General features: G+C 44.9%; 13 protein-coding genes and 3 pseudogenes. 14 read left to right on the forward strand and 2 right to left on the reverse strand.

Annotation, left to right across the window (positions count from 1 at the left end; genetic code table 11):
• The first annotated feature begins 249 nt into the window (after positions 1-249).
• The 13 genes and pseudogenes from AB4517_RS15105 to AB4517_RS15165 all read left to right on the forward strand — a co-directional run bounded on the left by AB4517_RS15105 (position 250) and on the right by AB4517_RS15165 (position 15,205).
• A complete protein-coding gene (locus AB4517_RS15105) occupies positions 250-1,347 on the forward strand; it encodes an alpha/beta hydrolase (protein WP_372148556.1) in 1,098 nt (365 codons plus the stop codon).
• 430 nt (positions 1,348-1,777) lie between these two features.
• Positions 1,778-2,380 carry a transcriptional regulator BetI gene (betI, locus tag AB4517_RS15110; protein WP_004732441.1) on the forward strand — a complete coding sequence of 201 codons (603 nt, stop codon included), beginning with the start codon at positions 1,778-1,780 and terminating at the stop codon, positions 2,378-2,380.
• A 124-nt stretch (positions 2,381-2,504) separates the two neighbouring features.
• Complete coding sequence (gene betB, locus AB4517_RS15115; RefSeq protein ID WP_372148557.1) at positions 2,505-3,965, forward strand: betaine-aldehyde dehydrogenase; 1,461 nt, start codon at positions 2,505-2,507, stop codon at positions 3,963-3,965.
• 72 nt (positions 3,966-4,037) lie between these two features.
• Positions 4,038-5,750 carry a choline dehydrogenase gene (gene betA / locus AB4517_RS15120; RefSeq protein WP_371725499.1) on the forward strand — a complete coding sequence of 571 codons (1,713 nt, stop codon included), beginning with the start codon at positions 4,038-4,040 and terminating at the stop codon, positions 5,748-5,750.
• A gap of 119 nt (positions 5,751-5,869) precedes the next feature.
• Positions 5,870-6,841 (forward strand): choline ABC transporter substrate-binding protein, encoded by a 972-nt coding sequence (locus tag AB4517_RS15125; RefSeq protein ID WP_171733156.1) that lies wholly within the window; start codon positions 5,870-5,872, stop codon positions 6,839-6,841.
• Positions 6,842-6,936: 95 nt separating this feature from the next.
• A complete protein-coding gene (choW, locus tag AB4517_RS15130) occupies positions 6,937-7,779 on the forward strand; it encodes a choline ABC transporter permease subunit (protein ID WP_102333552.1) in 843 nt (280 codons plus the stop codon).
• 2 nt (positions 7,780-7,781) lie between these two features.
• Positions 7,782-8,993, forward strand: coding sequence for a choline ABC transporter ATP-binding protein (gene choV / locus AB4517_RS15135; RefSeq protein WP_372148558.1), 1,212 nt, complete (start codon positions 7,782-7,784; stop codon positions 8,991-8,993).
• A 362-nt stretch (positions 8,994-9,355) separates the two neighbouring features.
• Positions 9,356-9,838: a MarR family winged helix-turn-helix transcriptional regulator gene (locus AB4517_RS15140; protein ID WP_017066477.1), complete on the forward strand. Its 483-nt coding sequence runs from the start codon at positions 9,356-9,358 to the stop codon at positions 9,836-9,838.
• Positions 9,839-10,114: 276 nt separating this feature from the next.
• Positions 10,115-11,530, forward strand: coding sequence for a coniferyl aldehyde dehydrogenase (locus tag AB4517_RS15145; RefSeq protein WP_372148560.1), 1,416 nt, complete (start codon positions 10,115-10,117; stop codon positions 11,528-11,530).
• Between the two features lie 72 nt (positions 11,531-11,602).
• Positions 11,603-11,944 (forward strand): annotated as a pseudogene (locus AB4517_RS15150) (hypothetical protein); the annotation flags it as partial.
• Positions 11,934-12,002 (forward strand): annotated as a pseudogene (locus tag AB4517_RS15155) (sel1 repeat family protein); the annotation flags it as partial. The pseudogenes AB4517_RS15150 and AB4517_RS15155, both read left to right, overlap by 11 nt.
• Before the next feature lie 93 nt (positions 12,003-12,095).
• Positions 12,096-13,840 (forward strand): annotated as a pseudogene (locus AB4517_RS15160) (arylsulfatase).
• Between the two features lie 117 nt (positions 13,841-13,957).
• A complete protein-coding gene (locus AB4517_RS15165) occupies positions 13,958-15,205 on the forward strand; it encodes an anaerobic sulfatase maturase (RefSeq protein ID WP_372148562.1) in 1,248 nt (415 codons plus the stop codon).
• A gap of 94 nt (positions 15,206-15,299) precedes the next feature.
• On the opposite strand, the gene AB4517_RS15170 is transcribed toward AB4517_RS15165, so the two are convergent.
• Complete coding sequence (locus AB4517_RS15170) at positions 15,300-15,890, reverse strand: TetR/AcrR family transcriptional regulator (protein ID WP_102572679.1); 591 nt, start codon at positions 15,888-15,890, stop codon at positions 15,300-15,302.
• Positions 15,891-16,210: 320 nt separating this feature from the next.
• Here AB4517_RS15170 and AB4517_RS15175 point away from each other — a divergent pair, with 320 nt between their 5' ends.
• A complete protein-coding gene (locus AB4517_RS15175; RefSeq protein WP_372148564.1) occupies positions 16,211-16,867 on the forward strand; it encodes a Qnr family pentapeptide repeat protein in 657 nt (218 codons plus the stop codon).
• A gap of 162 nt (positions 16,868-17,029) precedes the next feature.
• Here the strand turns inward: AB4517_RS15175 and AB4517_RS15180 are convergent, their stop codons facing one another.
• Complete coding sequence (locus tag AB4517_RS15180) at positions 17,030-17,245, reverse strand: hypothetical protein (RefSeq protein ID WP_029235681.1); 216 nt, start codon at positions 17,243-17,245, stop codon at positions 17,030-17,032.
• Positions 17,246-17,369: the final 124 nt, after the last annotated feature.

The following is a 17,369-nucleotide window of genomic DNA, read 5'->3' on the forward strand; positions in this document are numbered from 1 at the left end:
TAGGTGAGCGAGTCTTCGTCGTGATGAACCATTACGATTATACGCTATTGCATATAAGTTCAGATGCTTCGCCAAATACCTAAAGCGAATGATTAAACACTTTATAAGTTAGTTCAATGATGAATTGGCATTTATAGGAAAATAAAAAACATCGTTCAAATAGGCTCGACATTCTCATACATTTCCACGACAGATAAATTCAGCGCTAAACAATAGAATTTTCTCATCAAACATTTTGGGAATAACTGTATGAACGACTATAGAAATGCATTACTGGCGTTACCTTTGATTCTGCTAGCGGGTTGTAACTCAAGCTCTAACTCGGGTAAAGCGGCAAACAAAGTGCAAATGAAACCTAAGGCCGATTATGTATTTTCATCGGCTAAATTGGGTGAGTTATATCAAGAGAGGCAAGATCTCCAAGAATCCATGAAACTCACCTACGATGGTGTGCTGTATGAAAATATTCAGTTTGCTGAAGACATCAGTGATAAGCAAAAAGTGGTAAGGCTAGCAAGTCGCCTAGGTCAGAGCGTTGATCTGTATCTTCCTGATGCAGGAGTCGATGACTGTGCGATTTACAGTGAGGGTAATTTTTATGACTCCTTTGATTGCGGTACTGCGCTGCGCTCTGTTTCTAATGAAACTACGTTAATTCAAACGAGCGCGACCAGTAAAAAAGCGGTTGAGCTTGAGTATCACAATGAACTGGTTCAATACGTGACTAGCCTTGGGTCTACCATTCTGAGTAACACTAAAAGTGGGAACAAGGTAACGATAACCACCTCGTTTGCTTTCAACGCTTTTTACCGTGATGTGCTCAACGAGACTGGCGCTGTTGATCGCATTACTTCCACTCTAGGCGCATCAACCTATTCTCAGCTTTTTGATATCGTGAAATTGTATCAAGGCAGTGAGATGACGTTGAAGTTTACCAACCATATTGGTGGAAGTGCCGACGATGATATCAATATGTACACCGGTCGCATGATCCACAGTAACAACATGACGACGATCGTAACGCCTACGGGGTCGGTGTTCTCTGGCGGCACGGATCTTTTCGCTGCGGGTAACCCACGAGTTTTGCAACGAGCAGATACCACTAAAGCCATTGAGCTTAATAAGCAGGTTGGTGTGCACAGTTGGGCTGAGGATGATAAAACAGCCAAAGACTTCCCATACACGAACGAAAGCCATCGCAAGCAAGCGACCTACTTTAAAAAGGTAATGGGAGACAAAGGAATCGACTTCTATATCTTCACGTTGGATTCTGCTCCGGCTTCTGGCGAACACTGGGTGACTAAGGCTGAGTCAGATAAATACGGTTTCATCACACGCATTGAGTAGCTTAGGCTTGCAATAACATTAGAAACGACTGAGAAGGTTGGTGATGACGCTGTTGTCGCCAACCTTTTTTGTTCATTTTTTGATTCGTTACCTGTGTTGATTGTGGATTTCCTTGTCTTAAATTTCAGTATGAAAATTCCTTGATACTTCCTTTCCACTCCCTCCCCAAAAAGTTTCTACAAGGACTCTCACTGATTGATTCTTGAACTTTCTAAGCAAAAACATTTGACCAATAACTATCACACCTCAAATCTTTAATTGTTTTCGTTAGTGCTCTAAATGATATTTAATTTATTGTTTTATAATGGTTTTTGTTGATTTGAGTGCTGTATTGTTACGAGTTTGTTTTAAATAATCATTTGAACCCTAACTAAATTTCTGTCATTTTATATTTAACTGAACGTTCAATATAAACTAAAAGGACTAAGAAATGCCGAAGGTTGGGATGCCTGATATACGTAAACCACAGCTTGTTCAAGCCACCATGACGGTGATTGATCGAGTGGGTTTGCATGCCGCGAGTATTGCGTTGATCAGCAAAGAAGCGGGAGTCTCCACTGGCATTATTAATCACTATTTTGGCGGGAAGCATGGGCTGCTCGAAGAGACCATGCGTGAAATCCTTCGCCAACTTTCTAATACCATCACCACGTCACTAAAAGCACTTCCTGTTGATGCTCACCAACAGAGAATCAACGCGATCATCGATGGTAACTTCGAAGGTTACCAAGCAGAAAATAAGGTCGCGAAGGCGTGGTTGGCATTTTGGTCATATTCAATGCATGACGAGCAGCTGAAAAGACTGCAGCGTGTGAATGAAAAACGTTTGATTTCACACTTACGTCTTGAGTTGAAAGGTATTTTGAATCATGAACAAGCGGATCTCGTTGCTCACGGGATTGCGTCTCTGATTGATGGTTTATGGCTGAGAGGCACACTAAACCCAGATGGTATCGATGCTCAAAAGGCGCGTGCCATTATCAATGATTATCTAGATAAACAACTTACGTTCTACTCGTGTCATAGCAAATAGATCGCAGTGGTAGCGTTAGACCTTGAGCTAGACCTAGAGCAAGAGCTAGAACGACCAATACTTACACCCAAAATTCAAACTAGACCAGTAGAGTCTAATAACAATAATTAAGTCAGAATCTCAAATGGAAATGAACTCGTTATACATCGATGGCGCAGCGGTTAAAGCAACCTCTGGTGAAACCTTTGATAGCATTAACCCTGCCAACGGTGAACCTATCGCGACCTTAGGCCAAGCATCTTCAGCAGATGTCGACAGTGCTATTGAATCTGCGAAACGCGGGTTTGCGGTATGGTCTGCAATGACCGCTGTGGAACGCAGCCGCATTCTGTTGAAGGCAGTGGAAATACTTAGAGCTCGAAATGATGACCTTGCAAACCTTGAGGTTGTCGACACGGGCAAGCCGTTACAAGAAGCGATCGAAGTCGATGTGGCTTCTGGTGCCGACGTTATTGAGTATTTCGCAGGGCTAGCGCCTACGCTGCAAGGCGATCAACAACCTCTTAGTGACTCCCAATTTTTCTACACACGCCGCGAACCGCTAGGTATTTGTGCGGGCATTGGCGCGTGGAATTACCCTATCCAAATCGCAATGTGGAAATCGGCTCCAGCACTCGCTGCGGGTAACGCGATGATTTTCAAGCCTTCAGAAGAAACGCCGCTAACGGCACTGAAACTTGCTGAGATCTTCACAGAAGCTGGCCTTCCTGATGGAGTATTCAACGTAGTTCAAGGTGATTACCGAGTGGGCCAAATGCTAACGGCGCACCCAGACATCGCTAAAGTGTCGTTCACGGGCGAAACCGGTACCGGTAAAGCGGTAATGGCAGACAGCGCTAAGACGCTGAAATCAGTCACCATGGAACTTGGCGGCAAGTCACCGATGATCGTGTTTGATGATGCGAAATTGGATGATGCAGTTTCAGCTTCGATGGTGGCTAACTTCTACACCCAAGGCGAAGTGTGTACTAACGGTACCCGTGTTTATGTACACGAAAACATCTACAACGCATTCATCGACCAACTTAAAACACGCACTGAGAAGCTGATCATTGGTAACCCAATGGATATGGAGACTCAGATCGGCGCGTTGATTTCTAAAGACCACCTTTCAAAAGTCCTTGAAGCAATTGAGCTAGCTAAGCAGTCGGGTGCAACCCTGCTGACGGGCGGCTATCAAGTGACAGACAACGGCTTAGCGAACGGTAACTTTGTTATCCCAACCGTGTTTGTGGATTGCGAAGACAACATGCCTCACGTTCAACAAGAGATCTTCGGCCCTGTAATGTCAGTGTTGAAGTTTACGGACGAAGACGACGTGATTCGCCGCGCTAACGACACCAAATATGGCCTTGCGGCTGGCGTGTTCACGCAAAACCTTTCTCGTGCTCACCGCGTGATCCATCAAATGCAGGCTGGTATTTGTTGGGTTAATACGTGGGGGGACTCTCCTGCAGAAATGCCTGTTGGTGGTTACAAGCTTTCAGGTATTGGCCGTGAAAATGGACCAGAAACCCTACTTCACTATACGCAGACTAAGAGCATTCTTATTGAACTTGGCGACTACGCCAGCCCTTATACCTAACGCGTAACACTCAATTTTATGGGTTAGCTTAACAGAGCTAGCCCTACTGACTCATCTCAGGGAAATCAAAACATGGAACAACGCTACGATTATATTATCGTCGGCGCGGGTTCGGCCGGCTGTGTGTTAGCGGATAGGCTAACGGAAAGCGGTGAACATAGCGTTTTATTACTGGAAGCTGGTGGCACGGATAAGAGTATTTTTATCCAAATGCCAACCGCGCTTTCTTACCCAATGAATACTGAAAAGTACGCTTGGCAATTTGAAACAGAGAAAGAACCGGGCCTTGATGGACGTGAACTGCACTGCCCACGTGGCAAAGTGTTAGGCGGCAGCTCATCGATCAACGGCATGGTTTATGTTCGTGGCCACGCGTGTGATTTTGACCAATGGGAAGAAGAGGGTGCAGCGGGTTGGAACTATCAAGCATGCTTGCCTTACTTCCGCCGCGCTGAATCATGGAACAAAGGCGGTGATGAATACCGTGGTGACAATGGCCCTGTCGGCACTTGTAATGGTAACGATATGGAGCTTAACCCGCTTTACCAAGCATTCATCGATGCAGGTAAAGACGCTGGTTACCCAGAAACCAACGATTACAACGGCTACCAGCAAGAAGGCTTCGGCACTATGCATATGACGGTAGACAAGGGTGTTAGAGCCTCAACCTCTAACGCTTATTTACGTCGAGCATTGAAGCGTTCAAACCTGACCTTGAAGAAAGGTATCGTGGCGCGTCGTTTCTTACTTGAAGCACAAGACTTAGAAGGTCAATCAGGCTTGAAAGCGGTTGGTGTCGAGTTTGAAAAGTCAGGCAATACCCAGGTGGCTGTGGCGAACAAAGAAGTGATCTCTTCTGCGGGTTCTATTGGCTCGGTTCAACTGCTGCAGCTTTCTGGTATCGGCCCGAAAGCCGTGCTTGAAAAGGCCGGCGTTGAAGTTAAACACGAACTAAGCGGTGTCGGTGAAAACCTTCAAGATCACCTAGAAGTGTACTTCCAATATCACTGCAACGAACCGATCACACTCAACAGCAAGCTTGGCTTGGTGAGCAAAGGCATGATTGGCGCGGAATGGATTCTGACTCGCAAAGGTCTGGGTGCTACTAACCACTTTGAATCGTGTGCGTTCATTCGCTCTCGTAAAGGATTGAAGTGGCCAAACATTCAATATCACTTCCTGCCAGCAGCGATGCGTTACGACGGACAAGCGGCCTTTGATGGTCACGGTTTCCAAGTACACGTTGGGCCTAATAAGCCAGAAAGTCGCGGTACGGTTGCGATCACTTCTGCTGATCCGCATGCCAAGCCAGAGATCATTTTCAACTACATCTCGACTGAGCAAGACCGCCAAGATTGGCGCGATTGTATTCGTCTAACGCGTGAGATTTTGTCTCAACCAGCAATGGATGCTTACCGAGGTGAAGAGATTCAGCCGGGTCTAAGTGTGACTTCCGATGAAGCAATCGACGAATGGGTTAAACAGAACGTGGAAAGTGCGTACCACCCTTCATGTGGCTGCAAAATGGGCGCTGATGATGATCCAATGGCAGTGCTTGATGAAGAGTGTCGCGTTCGCGGCATTGATAATCTGCGCGTTGTTGACTCATCTGTTTTCCCTGTTATTCCGAACGGAAACTTGAACGCCCCGACCATTATGGTGGCTGAGCGTGCTTCCGATTTGATTTTGGGTAAGCCAATGCTCAAAGAGCAGGACGTTCCAGTGTGGATTGCACCTGAATGGCAAGAGAAGCAAAGAATCAATAAACCAGTAAGAGAAGCGTAAGCCTCTGTTATTGAGATAAAAATAATAAAAAGTAACAACCAAAATTAGTCAAAAGTCAGCAAAACTGCCCTGATTAGTATGAGTTAGGGCAGAAAAAGGAAAGATAAAAAGGAATCATTATGACGACTCAACATAAACAAACCGCTACAAAAAAGGTATTAGCAACATTAGCCATCAGTTCATTTGCATTTGGTGCTAACGCTTCTATTGAACCACAGCAATGTGAAAACGTCCGCTTCGCTGATGTAGGCTGGACTGACATTACCGCAACAACCGCCGTTACTTCTGAACTATTAAAAGGTCTTGGTTACAAAACCAAAACCGACCTACTTTCAGTACCGGTGACATACTCTTCAATGGCGAACGGCGATATTGACGTATTCCTAGGCAACTGGATGCCAACCATGGAAGGCGATATTGCTAAGTACCGTGAAGAGGGCACGGTTGAAACCGTTCGTGCCAACCTTGAAGGCGCAAAATACACGCTAGCCGTACCAAAATACGTGTACGACTCAGGTGTAAAAAGCTTCGCCGACCTAGCAAAACATGCCGACAAATTTAAAGACCGCATCTATGGCATCGAGCCGGGTAACGACGGTAACCGCCTAATACAATCAATGATTGATTCAGACGCGTTTGGCTTGAAAGATTTCAGCCTAGTGGAATCAAGCGAAGCGGGTATGGTGTCTCAAGTATCACGCGCAGCACGCCGTAGCCAATGGATTGTTTACCTTGGTTGGGCTCCGCACCCAATGAACAGCAATGTTGAAATGGAATACCTTTCTGGCGGTGACGACTTCTTTGGCCCTAACTACGGTGGCGCGAATGTTTACACTAACGTTCGTTCAAACTACCTGTCTGAGTGTGCAAACGTCGGTCAACTTCTACAAAACCTAGAATTCACTCTAGAGATGGAAAACCAGTTGATGGAAGAGATTCTTAACCAAAAAGTGAAGCCAGAAAAAGCAGCTCAACAATGGTTGAACAAGAATCCTCAACAAGTTGAAGCTTGGTTAGACAACGTAAAAACGCATAAAGGTGAATCAGCGACTCAAGCCGTCACTGAATACTTAAAGCAAGTTAAAGCTTAGTTCTACCTATCTCAACAGCTACATAAATAATAAAGGTGGGCTTGCCAATTTATCGATTGGTTTGAAGTAGCCCACCCATAATAAAAGGCAATATTGTGAATTTTATTACGGAAAACAAAATCCCTGTCGGACAATGGATGGAAGCGGGTGTTGATTGGCTAACAATCAATGCAGCAGGACTCTTTGACGCTATTTCGATTTTTCTAGAAACCGTCATTATGTTTTTAGTCGATGTATTTAAGTGGATGCCACCGGCTTTACCAATCGTGATGACCGCGGCGATTGCATGGTATTTACACCGTAAACCCTCGCTTGTGATTTTCGTGGTTGCAGCTTTGCTGACTATTTTAAACCTTGGCTACTGGCAAGAAATGCTGGAAACCTTTGTCCTCGTGTTTGCAGCGACAACGATTTCCGTATTAATTGGCGTACCAGTTGGCATTATGGCCGCGCATCGCCCTTGGTTGTATACGGTGCTTAGACCCATTCTTGATTTAATGCAGACGGTTCCAACGTTTGTGTATCTGATTCCGACTTTGGTTTTATTCGGCTTGGGCATCGTTCCTGGCTTAATCTCGACCATCATATTTGCCATTGCCGCGCCAATTCGTTTGACCTACTTAGGTGTAACCAAAGTGCCTGAAGAGTTGATTGAAGCGGGTAAAGCGTTTGGTGCAAGCCGCATGAAATTGCTGATGAAGGTCGAATTACCGGCGGCTCTACCAAGCATCATGGCGGGTGTAACTCAATGTATTATGTTGTCGCTTTCGATGGTGGTTATCGCCGCCCTTGTCGGAGCTGACGGACTTGGTAAACCTGTTGTTCGTGCATTGAACACAGTGAACATCTCACAAGGTTTTGAAGCCGGGTTGGCGATTGTATTAGTCGCTATCATTCTTGATCGCTTGTGCAAAACACCAAACCAGAAGGAAGCTTAATCATGTCTAACTCTCAGGGAAAAAAGACAATGGACGCGATTACCATTAAGAATCTCGATGTTGTGTTTGGTAATAAATCGAAACAAGCGCTTGAGCTACTCGACCAAGGTAAAACTCGCCAAGAGATCATTGATGAGACTGGCCAAGTGGTTGGCGTAGATAATGTGTCGCTGACCGTTGAAGAAGGCGAGATCTGTGTATTGATGGGTTTGTCTGGTTCTGGTAAATCATCTTTGCTTCGCGCAGTTAACGGCTTGAACGAGATCAGCCGTGGTTCACTGACAATCAAAGACGGTGACCAACAAGTCGATTTAGCACAGTGTGATGAAGCGACTCTGCGTCATCTTCGTACTCACCGTGTATCCATGGTTTTCCAAAAGTTTGCTTTGATGCCATGGCTTAATGTATTAGACAACGTAGCGTTTGGTCTTGAAATGCAGGGTGTAGCGAAAGATGTTCGTCGTGCAAAAGCGCGTGAGCAATTAGAAATGGTCGGCCTGGCGGAATGGGAAACCAAATTTCCACATGAGCTTTCTGGCGGCATGCAGCAACGTGTTGGTTTGGCGCGCGCGTTTGCAATGGACACCGACATTCTGTTGATGGATGAACCGTTTTCGGCGCTTGATCCACTGATTCGTGCTCAGTTGCAAGATGAACTGATCACACTGCAAAGCAAACTCAACAAAACGATTCTGTTCGTGAGTCACGACCTAGATGAAGCACTGAAGATTGGTAACAACATCGCGATCATGGAGTCAGGAAAGCTGATTCAACACGGTAAGCCTGAAGAGATCGTATTGACGCCAAAAACAGAATACGTAAAAGACTTCGTTGCACACACCAATCCATTGAATGTGCTTAAAGGTCGTTCTTTGATGCAGCCTCTTGATTCACTGACGCAAGAGAATGAAAGCTGGAAGATCTGCGATTCTAAAGATCTCTGGATTGAACAGAATGAAGGTGCTTTATCTGTGAAAGGTGAATCTGCTTTGGCGCTTGTCGAGTGGAGCGAGTCTGACGACCTAACCGCGATCAGCGCGTCGAGTGTGGTCGTGGCAAGTCCGGAAATTGGCATGCGTGATGCGATTAAGCTCAAGCAGATCAGTAACCACCCGATTTTGCTGGTGGAAGACAATCAACTGGTCGGTATTCTGGATAACAGCGAGTTTTACAACGCACTAACGGGTAATTTTCAGATGAATACAGCCGCGTAAAATTTCGTTTTCCAGCTTGGCGATTAGGGCTGGTTTTTTATTAGGTGGAGAGGGTTAAGTCTCTTTACCTCTATGATTATTAAAATATATTATTCTTTGAGTTTGTATTCTCTGGTTCATTATTTTTGTCTTCATTGAAGCTTTCATTTCCCCTTCATTAAGCAAAAGTGCCGTACCACGCAAGTTTAGTGGTATAGAAAAGATTGAGAATAGTATGAACATCAGTACAATGCGGAAAAATCAATGAAGTAATTTATCAATTTACAGTGTAATTCGAGCGCGCGTGACGTAATCACTCGAGACATTTCATCGCTTCGACGCTGTAAAACCATTCACAGTATATTAGTACAAAGGTCTGCATCTTGGACAAACATGACGAAATCCTGGTCGCTATTCGCCAAATTATTCGCGCTATCGATTTACACTCGAAGAAGCTGAGTAAAGAGTATGGTTTGACTGGCCCTCAATTAATCTTAATGAGAGCAATCCAAGAAATGGGTAATGTGACGATCAAAGAATTGTCTAATCAGACCAATGTAAGCCAAGCAACGACGACGACGATCATCGACCGTCTTGAGTTAAATGGCTATGTACAACGAGTACGCAGTTCATCGGACCGCCGTAAAGTACACGCGAACCTGACTGAAAAAGGTCAAGAGTTGCTAAACAATGCGCCACCGCCGCTGCAAGATAACTTCGTTAAAAAATTCCAAAACCTAGAGCCGTGGGAGCAAAGCTTACTGCTTTCTTCAATGCAGCGAGTATCATCAATGATGAACGCAGAAGACATCGACGCCGCTCCAGTACTTCAACTTGAAGGCATTGCAAACGTAGCCAAGAGCTAACCTTATTTGTAAATTGTTTATTTAGAACAACAACTTAAATAATTGTCAAATGGTCGCACTAAGCGGCCATTTTTGATCCTGCCATTTAAAATTCTCTATTTGCCTTGCGTGTTAGCTACGCCTTCTTATTTTAAATTCCCCTGACTTTTTGCCCCGTTTGTAGCCGCCTCATTGGATTGTAATCAAAACTCCATTGACGATTCTCTGACAACAAAACTCTAGACCGACCGGTCTGTTGTGTATTATTGTGTGCTCATCTTAACCACGAGGTGATGTATGAAACACGAATTGACGCCAACACAAATGACTATGAAGTTGAACAGCATGCAGGGAGCTTTTGCACAGAAACCGATGCCAGCGATATCGGAGAGAATTGAGCAGCTGCTCGCACTTAAATCTGCGCTTATCGACTACACAGATCGTTTGTGTTCAGCCGTGAGTGAGGACTATGGTCACCGCAGTCGACAAGACACTTTGATGGCCGACATATTACCTTGTATCGGAAATATTGATCACAGCATTGAGTGTTTACCTCATTGGTCGACTTCTTCGATTCGTCATTCCGGCCCTTTGCTTTCAACCTCTCGTGTTGAAGTGGTTTATCAACCCAAAGGTGTTGTCGGGATCATTGCTCCGTGGAACTTCCCAATCATGTTATCCGTCGGCCCGCTTATTTCGGCGTTGGCAGCGGGCAATCGCGCCATGATCAAGATGAGTGAATTTACCCCAGCGACGAACCAAGTATTAAGAGCGCTATTGGCGGAAGTCTTTCAATCCGATGAGGTGTGCTTGGTTGAAGGTGAGGTAGAAATCGCAGCCGCATTTTCGGCGTTGCCGTTTGATCATCTTCTGTTTACGGGGTCAACCCAAGTGGGTCGCCAAGTGATGAGGTCAGCGGCTGACACGCTAACTCCAGTCACGCTAGAGCTAGGTGGTAAGTCACCAGTTATCGTTGCAGAAGACATGCCAATTGATATCGCGGTTGAGCGAATCATTTATGGTAAGAGCCTCAATAACGGGCAGGTGTGTGTCGCTCCAGATTACGTGCTACTCCCTGAAGATAAGCTCGAAGCCTTCATTTTGGAGTACAAAAAACAATATCAACAGCTATTTGATGAAGGGATCTACTCTGAGAGTTTAACCTCGCTCATTAACCCTCGCCAATGTGATCGTATTGCTGGTCTGTTGAATGAAGAGCAGGAAGCTGGGACACGAATCGTTGCTTGCCATGACGAATCGATGGACCTAGATACTCATCGGTTGGTGACACATTTGATCGTTGAACCAAGCCTGTCATCCAAGGTGATGAACGAAGAAATTTTCGGCCCATTATTACCTTTGATTACGTATCGCAATGTCGAAGAGGCGTTCCAAGTCATCAATAGCAAACCAAGGCCGTTAGCACTCTACCTGATGAGCTTTGATTTGAGTTTACAGGCTCAGGTTAAGCACCAAGTTCACTCCGGTGGCATGTGTATTAATGACTGTGTTTTCCATTTAGCGGTTGATGACGCGCCGTTTGGTGGCATTGGCGAATCAGGCCAGGGCAATTATCACGGTAAAGAAGGGTTTATCACTTTCTCTCACGCTAAAACTGTGTTGGAAACAGGTTTAGATCACCGCGTTAAGCATCTGTTTTCAAAAGAAGACAACGAATTAAAAACCGCAGTGATGGGCATGCTTGGCCAGTAAATCACTGTTGGTATGACACTGTTTATTTTTCAAAAAGTTATTTTCACGAAATTATTTTAAGAGGTTACTTTTATGTTGGAACGTTTTTTTGAACGTACGATCAAATCGTATTTGATGATTACAGGTTTCTTAACGGCGACGGCTTTTTCCACTTTCCTAGCGCCTGATTGGAGTATGCAGACGCTGTTCTCGTACAACGATACCATGATGGAAAACAAAGAGTATTTGCTCGGGACCTATCAACACTGGGGTGTGATGGTTGGCTGTATTGGTGTGTTGTTGATGTTCTCGGCGAAGTACAAATCGCTGCGAACCTCGACGATGATTTACAGCGCATTTGAGAAGTCGATGTTCGTTGGCATCTTCTTATACAACGTGTGTATCAACGATTATGAGTGGTTCTATGGCTGGAGCTCAAGAGTATGACCCTGCGCTCGACTTATTACATTGGATGTCGCAAGCCGCGCATTAATTCAAATCTTAACTCAGGTTACTCACAGAAAAAGTTACTCGCAGAAAAGTTAATTACTGAAACAAGTTAATCACAGAAATTGGAGAACGTCTTATGCAGACATTCAAGAAATCTTTAGTGTTCACGGCAATGGCGGCGGCAAGCAGTGCTGCTCTGGCGGCTGAATCAGAAAAACCGAATATTGTTGTAATTGTTGGCGATGATGTGGGCTTTGCCGATACACAGCCTTATGGTTCAGAAGCGGATACCCCAAACCTAATGGCGCTGGCTGAAGAGGGGTTAAGTTTACTAACTTTCACGCGTCCCCAACGTCATCGGTAACGCGCTCTATGATGCTAACCGGAGCAAACAGCCACGAGGTTGGGCTTGGTACCTTCGACTATGCCGTCTATCCGGGCGCGATTGGTAAGCCGGGTTATGAAGGTTACCTCACCAAGAAAGGTGTTACGGTCGCCACGCTGCTTGAAGAGAGCGGCTATAACACTTACCTCTCTGGTAAATGGCATTTGGGACACGAAGATGGATTCTTACCGGATGATCGAGGTTTTGGTGAGAGTTACGGTATCTTAGCGGGCGGTTCGAATCACTTTAACCGAGATATGATGTTCCCGGCCAAAAACGCTGCGACAGCGGATGCGCTGCAAAAAGGCGATATTCCAGGTGTTGAAGTTGAGCCAACTTACCGCAACGGTGAAGTGGTTGAGGATAAATACAAAGGCGAATACTCAGACCAAGTTTACACCAACGAGATCATCAAGATGATCGACAGCAAAAAAGACGACGGTAAGCCTTTCTTCGCTTACGTCCCATTCACCGGTATTCACCTGCCACTGCAAGCGCCTGAGTCTGCCTATCAAGATAAAGTCGATTACTACGTTGAACATGGTTGGGACTCGGTTCGAGAAGATCGTTTCGAACGCATGAAAGAGATGGGCGTGATTCCAAAAGAGGCTGACATTTCAGGACGTAATTCATTAAGCCGCCCTTGGGACTCGCTTTCTGAGAAAGAACAAAAGTGGTACGGCAAGAAAATGGCTGTGGCGATGGGCATGATGGAGATGCAGGACCAACAAGTCGGTCAGATAGTCGATTATCTGAAAGAAATCGGGGAATACGACAATACCTACATTATGTATCTAGCGGATAACGGCCCAGAAGCGGCGGATATTACCGGTGAAAATATCAGTGACCTGATCCGAACGTGGACCGCTCATCACTTCGATAATTCGACCGAAAACTTAGGCAAGGTGAACTCCAGTGTGTCACTTGGTCCTGAGTGGGCAAGCGCTTCAACCGGTGGCCTATCTTGGTACAAAGCTTACACAGCAGAGGGCGGTATCCGTGTGCCATTTATCGTTAAGCCAGCCAAAGCGATTTTAGACGGTGAAGATGCGTTGCAACCGGGAACTCAGACAGACGACTTATCTCAAGTGAAGGACATCGCAGCCACGATTCTTGAGATTGCTGAGGTAGAGCATCCAGGAACCGAATATCAAGGTCGAGACGTGGCGCCGATGAGTGGTGTGAGCTTGTTGCCTTACTTCAAAGGGGAAACGGCAGACGTGCACAGTGCCAACAATGCGATTCCATTTGAATTGTTTGGTAGCGGAATTCTGCTTAAAGGTGATCATAAGATCATCCGAATTTCTACGGGAATGGGCGGTGACAGTGAGTGGCACTTATACAACACCAAGAAAGATCCAGCTGAGCAACATGACTTGAGAAATGAAATGCCAGATCTGTTCCTTGAAATGGTCGCTGAATATCAAGAATACGAAAAAGCGCAAAATATCGTCCCGGTTGACGAAGCGTGGAACCCGTTTGAAAACGTGAAATAGAGGAAAAGCCACTCGGCCAACCTAATGCCATCAAGCTTGGTTGGCCGATGAACACCGTGTAAAGGAATTACGAATTGTTTTGGCTAATACAATAACTTTTACATCGAGGCACTCTTCATGACGACATTATCGCTATCAAATTTGAGTTCAGTTCCGCAGTTCAATGGCAAAGCACACAGCAAACTTCAGGCGTTAGCAAAACCCATTGGGGCGGTGTGTAATATCAGTTGCACCTACTGTTATTACTTAGAAAAACAACAGCTGCTTGAATACCCAAAAGGCTCTCAATATACGATGGATGAAGTCCTGTTAGAGCGTTATATCAAACAGTACATAGACGGGCAGAACACGCCTGAAATCATCTTTTCTTGGCATGGTGGAGAGCCTACCTTGTTGGGGATTGAGTACTTTCAAAAGGTCGTCGAGCTGCAGAAAAAATATTGTCCTAGCTACAGTAAGATCAGCAATGACCTTCAAACCAACGGCACGTTACTGAATGATGCGTGGTGTGAGTTCTTCAAGAACAATGACTTTATCATTGGTGTGAGTATTGACGGCCCAGAGCACTTACACAATCATTACCGAACCAACCGTGCAGGCAAAGGCACTTTTTCTCAAACAATGCGTGGTATTCACTACTTGAAACAGCATGATGTCGAGTTCGCGACCCTAAGCTGCGTGAATGATGTGACAGGAAAATATCCATTAGAGGTCTATCGCTTTCTGCGTGATGAAGTGGGTTCGAAGCAATTGCAGTTTATTCCTGTGGTGGATAAGCGCGAGGCTCACACCAACAATCAATGGTTGAGCAACCAACAAGCGATCATTCCTGTCTCTGGCGACGTTGAATCGTGGAGTGTCGGTTCAGCGCAATGGGGAGAGTTTCTCTCGACGGTTTTTGATGAGTGGTTCGAACACGATTTTGGCCGAGTGCTTGTGCCTTACTTTGAAAATTTCGTTGGTGTGTGGATGGGCAGAGAAAGCACCATGTGTACGTTGAGTGAGATTTGCGGCAAAGGGTTAGCGGTTGAGCCCAATGGCGATGTTTATTCATGTGACCATTATGTCTTTCCTGAATTTCAGCTAGGTAATATTCAGGAACAAGCACTTTCAACTTTAGCCTTTTCGCCAAAGCAGCAGCGTTTTGGGTTCGCCAAACAAAAGTCTCTGCCGAAACAATGCCAAGCCTGTGAGTTTAAATTTGCATGTCATGGCGAATGCCCCAAAAACCGCATCATCAAAAGCCGAGATGGTGAGGCTGGGTTAAATTATCTCTGTGAAGGATGGCTAAGCTTCTTCAAGCATGTCGACCCTGTTATTAAGGGCTTACTCAAAGCCAATAATATTCCGTCTCGTCTGGGGTAACGGAGTAGGCGTGAATCGATTCAATCTAGATTTAAAGTTAGATAAAAGGCTCGCTAAATTGTGCGAGCCTTTTGGTTTTTGGTAACGGGTATATCTAGTCAGCCGATTCTTGTGCCGAGCTCATGGCAAGAATAGTTTCATCCATGGCATTGTTTAGAATCGAACGGTTACGCTGCATAGCGGCCATGAGCGTTGAGCCAAGCCATAGGCCATAAAGCATTCGAGATAGTGATTCTGGCTCTGCGATAGTGAAATCACCGGCCTCATTACCTTCTTCAAATAGCTTCGCCATACGCAGGATGATCTTTTCTGCGCCTACTGCCATTGTGGACTGTAACGGGTTAGCAGACCCAGATACTTCTCCCGCCAGTTTTACGACAAGACATTGGATATTGAAGTCTTCAGTCAGTTTCGATGCACACCAAAACTCGAAATAGGCTTTTACGCGGTCACGACGAGAAAGCGACTCATCACTTAAAAAGTCGTCTAGCTTAGCGAGATGCTCTTCAAAGTAGTTAGTAAGAAGGATCTCACCAAAGTGTTCTTTGGATTTGAAGTAATGGTAAAAAGAACCCTTCGTGCCTTCCGCTTGGTTGATGATTTTCATCAGGCCAACACCAGCAAACCCGTGTTCATTAATAAGGCTAAACCCTGCATCGAGCATAGCTTGTCGCATGTCTTTCATTGTTCTTACTCTTTATGCTGAGAATGAGGAATAGTGTAACGAGCAACATACCAACCGTCCAGTCTAGCGCGTTAGGACGCGGTCAATAATTGACTCGTTTCGTCAAAGTAACTCTTTCTCTTATTGGTACTTCTAAGCGACAAAACTTTTTTCAAGATAAGCACATCCTATAAATCGAAAATAACAACCTTAAAGGGCTTGTTTGGTGCCTTAAAATGGCTAAATTGGGGTGTTTTAAGTTGCTGTTTTTATTGGTTTTTAATTTAGTGTTTTCTTGAGATCGCAATGATAGTCTTAGCGTAATTTCTTTAGGGGGCTAAATGGACACCAATAACAGCACTTATCATCACCACAGTTTTGCTCAGCAAGACTTATCAGAGCTTACATTTATAGCCTGCACGTTTATCCGTTGTGATTTCAGACGTTCTAACTTACGTGATGCAACGTTTATTAACTGTAAGTTTATTGAGCAAGGCGATATTGAGGGATGCCACTTTGATATTGCCGACTTACGAGATGCAAGCTTTCAGAATTGTCAGTTGGCGATGGCGAATTTCAGTAACGCGAATTGTTATGGTATTGAGCTACGTGAATGCGACCTGAAAGGGGCGAACTTCACTCGTGCGAATTTTGCCAATCAGGTAAGCAATAGAATGTACTTTTGCTCAGCATATATTACGGGCTGCAACCTGTCATACGCCAATTTTGAACAAGCTTGTTTAGAGAAGTGTGAGCTGTTTGAGAACCGTTGGATAGGCACTTACCTTGGCGGCGCGTCACTGAAAGAGTCTGATCTCAGCCGAGGTGTGTTCTCGGAAGATGTATGGGGGCAATTCAGTATGCAAGGTGCTAATTTATGCCATGCTGAATTAGAAGGGTTAGATCCTCGCAAGGTAGACACATCGGGGATTAAAATCGTTGCTTGGCAGCAAGAGCAACTGCTTGAAACCATGGGTATTGTGGTAATGCCTGATTGATAGCTGTAATTTCTAACTACAGGCTATTTGGAATATGTAAGAATTCGCTATAGAAGAAAAGCCCAAAGCTAATAACTTTGGGCTTTTCCGTATTTGGTAACCAGCATTTTATAATGAATTTTTAAAAAGAGAATGCTTGGTGATAGAGAACTGATTGGTTGATTAATGCATGCCTGAGCGCATTTTGTCGGCGAGCGCAAAGAAGACAAAAACGACGAAACAGACTAGAGCAGCACACAGTGAAGTTAAGATGGTTGTGGCGTCTTTTGAAATCAATGGAATGGTGATAGAAGCTAGCGCTATCAACATAACAAGGATATGAACAATTCGACCCGGAATTGGATTTTTATGACAGAATGAAGCCCAGAGGTAACGCATTTTCAACACCAGTATAAAATTAGTGGTTTTATTCTATTTTCTTAGTGAGTATTTTGTAAATAACAATTGGTTACAATTGGTGGTAAATATGATCTAAGTCGAATTAGTATTAAACCAGTTAAAT

Origin of the sequence: Vibrio sp. 10N.222.52.C3 (genome assembly GCF_041474195.1) — a bacterium.
Lineage (GTDB): Bacteria > Pseudomonadota > Gammaproteobacteria > Enterobacterales > Vibrionaceae > Vibrio > Vibrio crassostreae_C.

Bases quoted from the DNA above. Each gene is read 5' to 3' on its own strand.
- betB (WP_372148557.1), top strand. From the start codon at position 2,505: ATGGAAATGAACTCGTTATACATCGATGGCGCAGCGGTTAAAGCAACC.
- AB4517_RS15180 (WP_029235681.1), bottom strand. From the start codon at position 17,245: ATGCGTTACCTCTGGGCTTCATTCTGTCATAAAAATCCAATTCCGGGT.
- AB4517_RS15125 (WP_171733156.1), top strand. From the start codon at position 5,870: ATGACGACTCAACATAAACAAACCGCTACAAAAAAGGTATTAGCAACA.
- AB4517_RS15175 (WP_372148564.1), top strand. From the start codon at position 16,211: ATGGACACCAATAACAGCACTTATCATCACCACAGTTTTGCTCAGCAA.
- AB4517_RS15170 (WP_102572679.1), bottom strand. From the start codon at position 15,890: ATGAAAGACATGCGACAAGCTATGCTCGATGCAGGGTTTAGCCTTATT.
- AB4517_RS15145 (WP_372148560.1), top strand. From the start codon at position 10,115: ATGAAACACGAATTGACGCCAACACAAATGACTATGAAGTTGAACAGC.
- betA (WP_371725499.1), top strand. From the start codon at position 4,038: ATGGAACAACGCTACGATTATATTATCGTCGGCGCGGGTTCGGCCGGC.
- AB4517_RS15165 (WP_372148562.1), top strand. From the start codon at position 13,958: ATGACGACATTATCGCTATCAAATTTGAGTTCAGTTCCGCAGTTCAAT.
- betI (WP_004732441.1), top strand. From the start codon at position 1,778: ATGCCGAAGGTTGGGATGCCTGATATACGTAAACCACAGCTTGTTCAA.
- choV (WP_372148558.1), top strand. From the start codon at position 7,782: ATGTCTAACTCTCAGGGAAAAAAGACAATGGACGCGATTACCATTAAG.
- AB4517_RS15105 (WP_372148556.1), top strand. From the start codon at position 250: ATGAACGACTATAGAAATGCATTACTGGCGTTACCTTTGATTCTGCTA.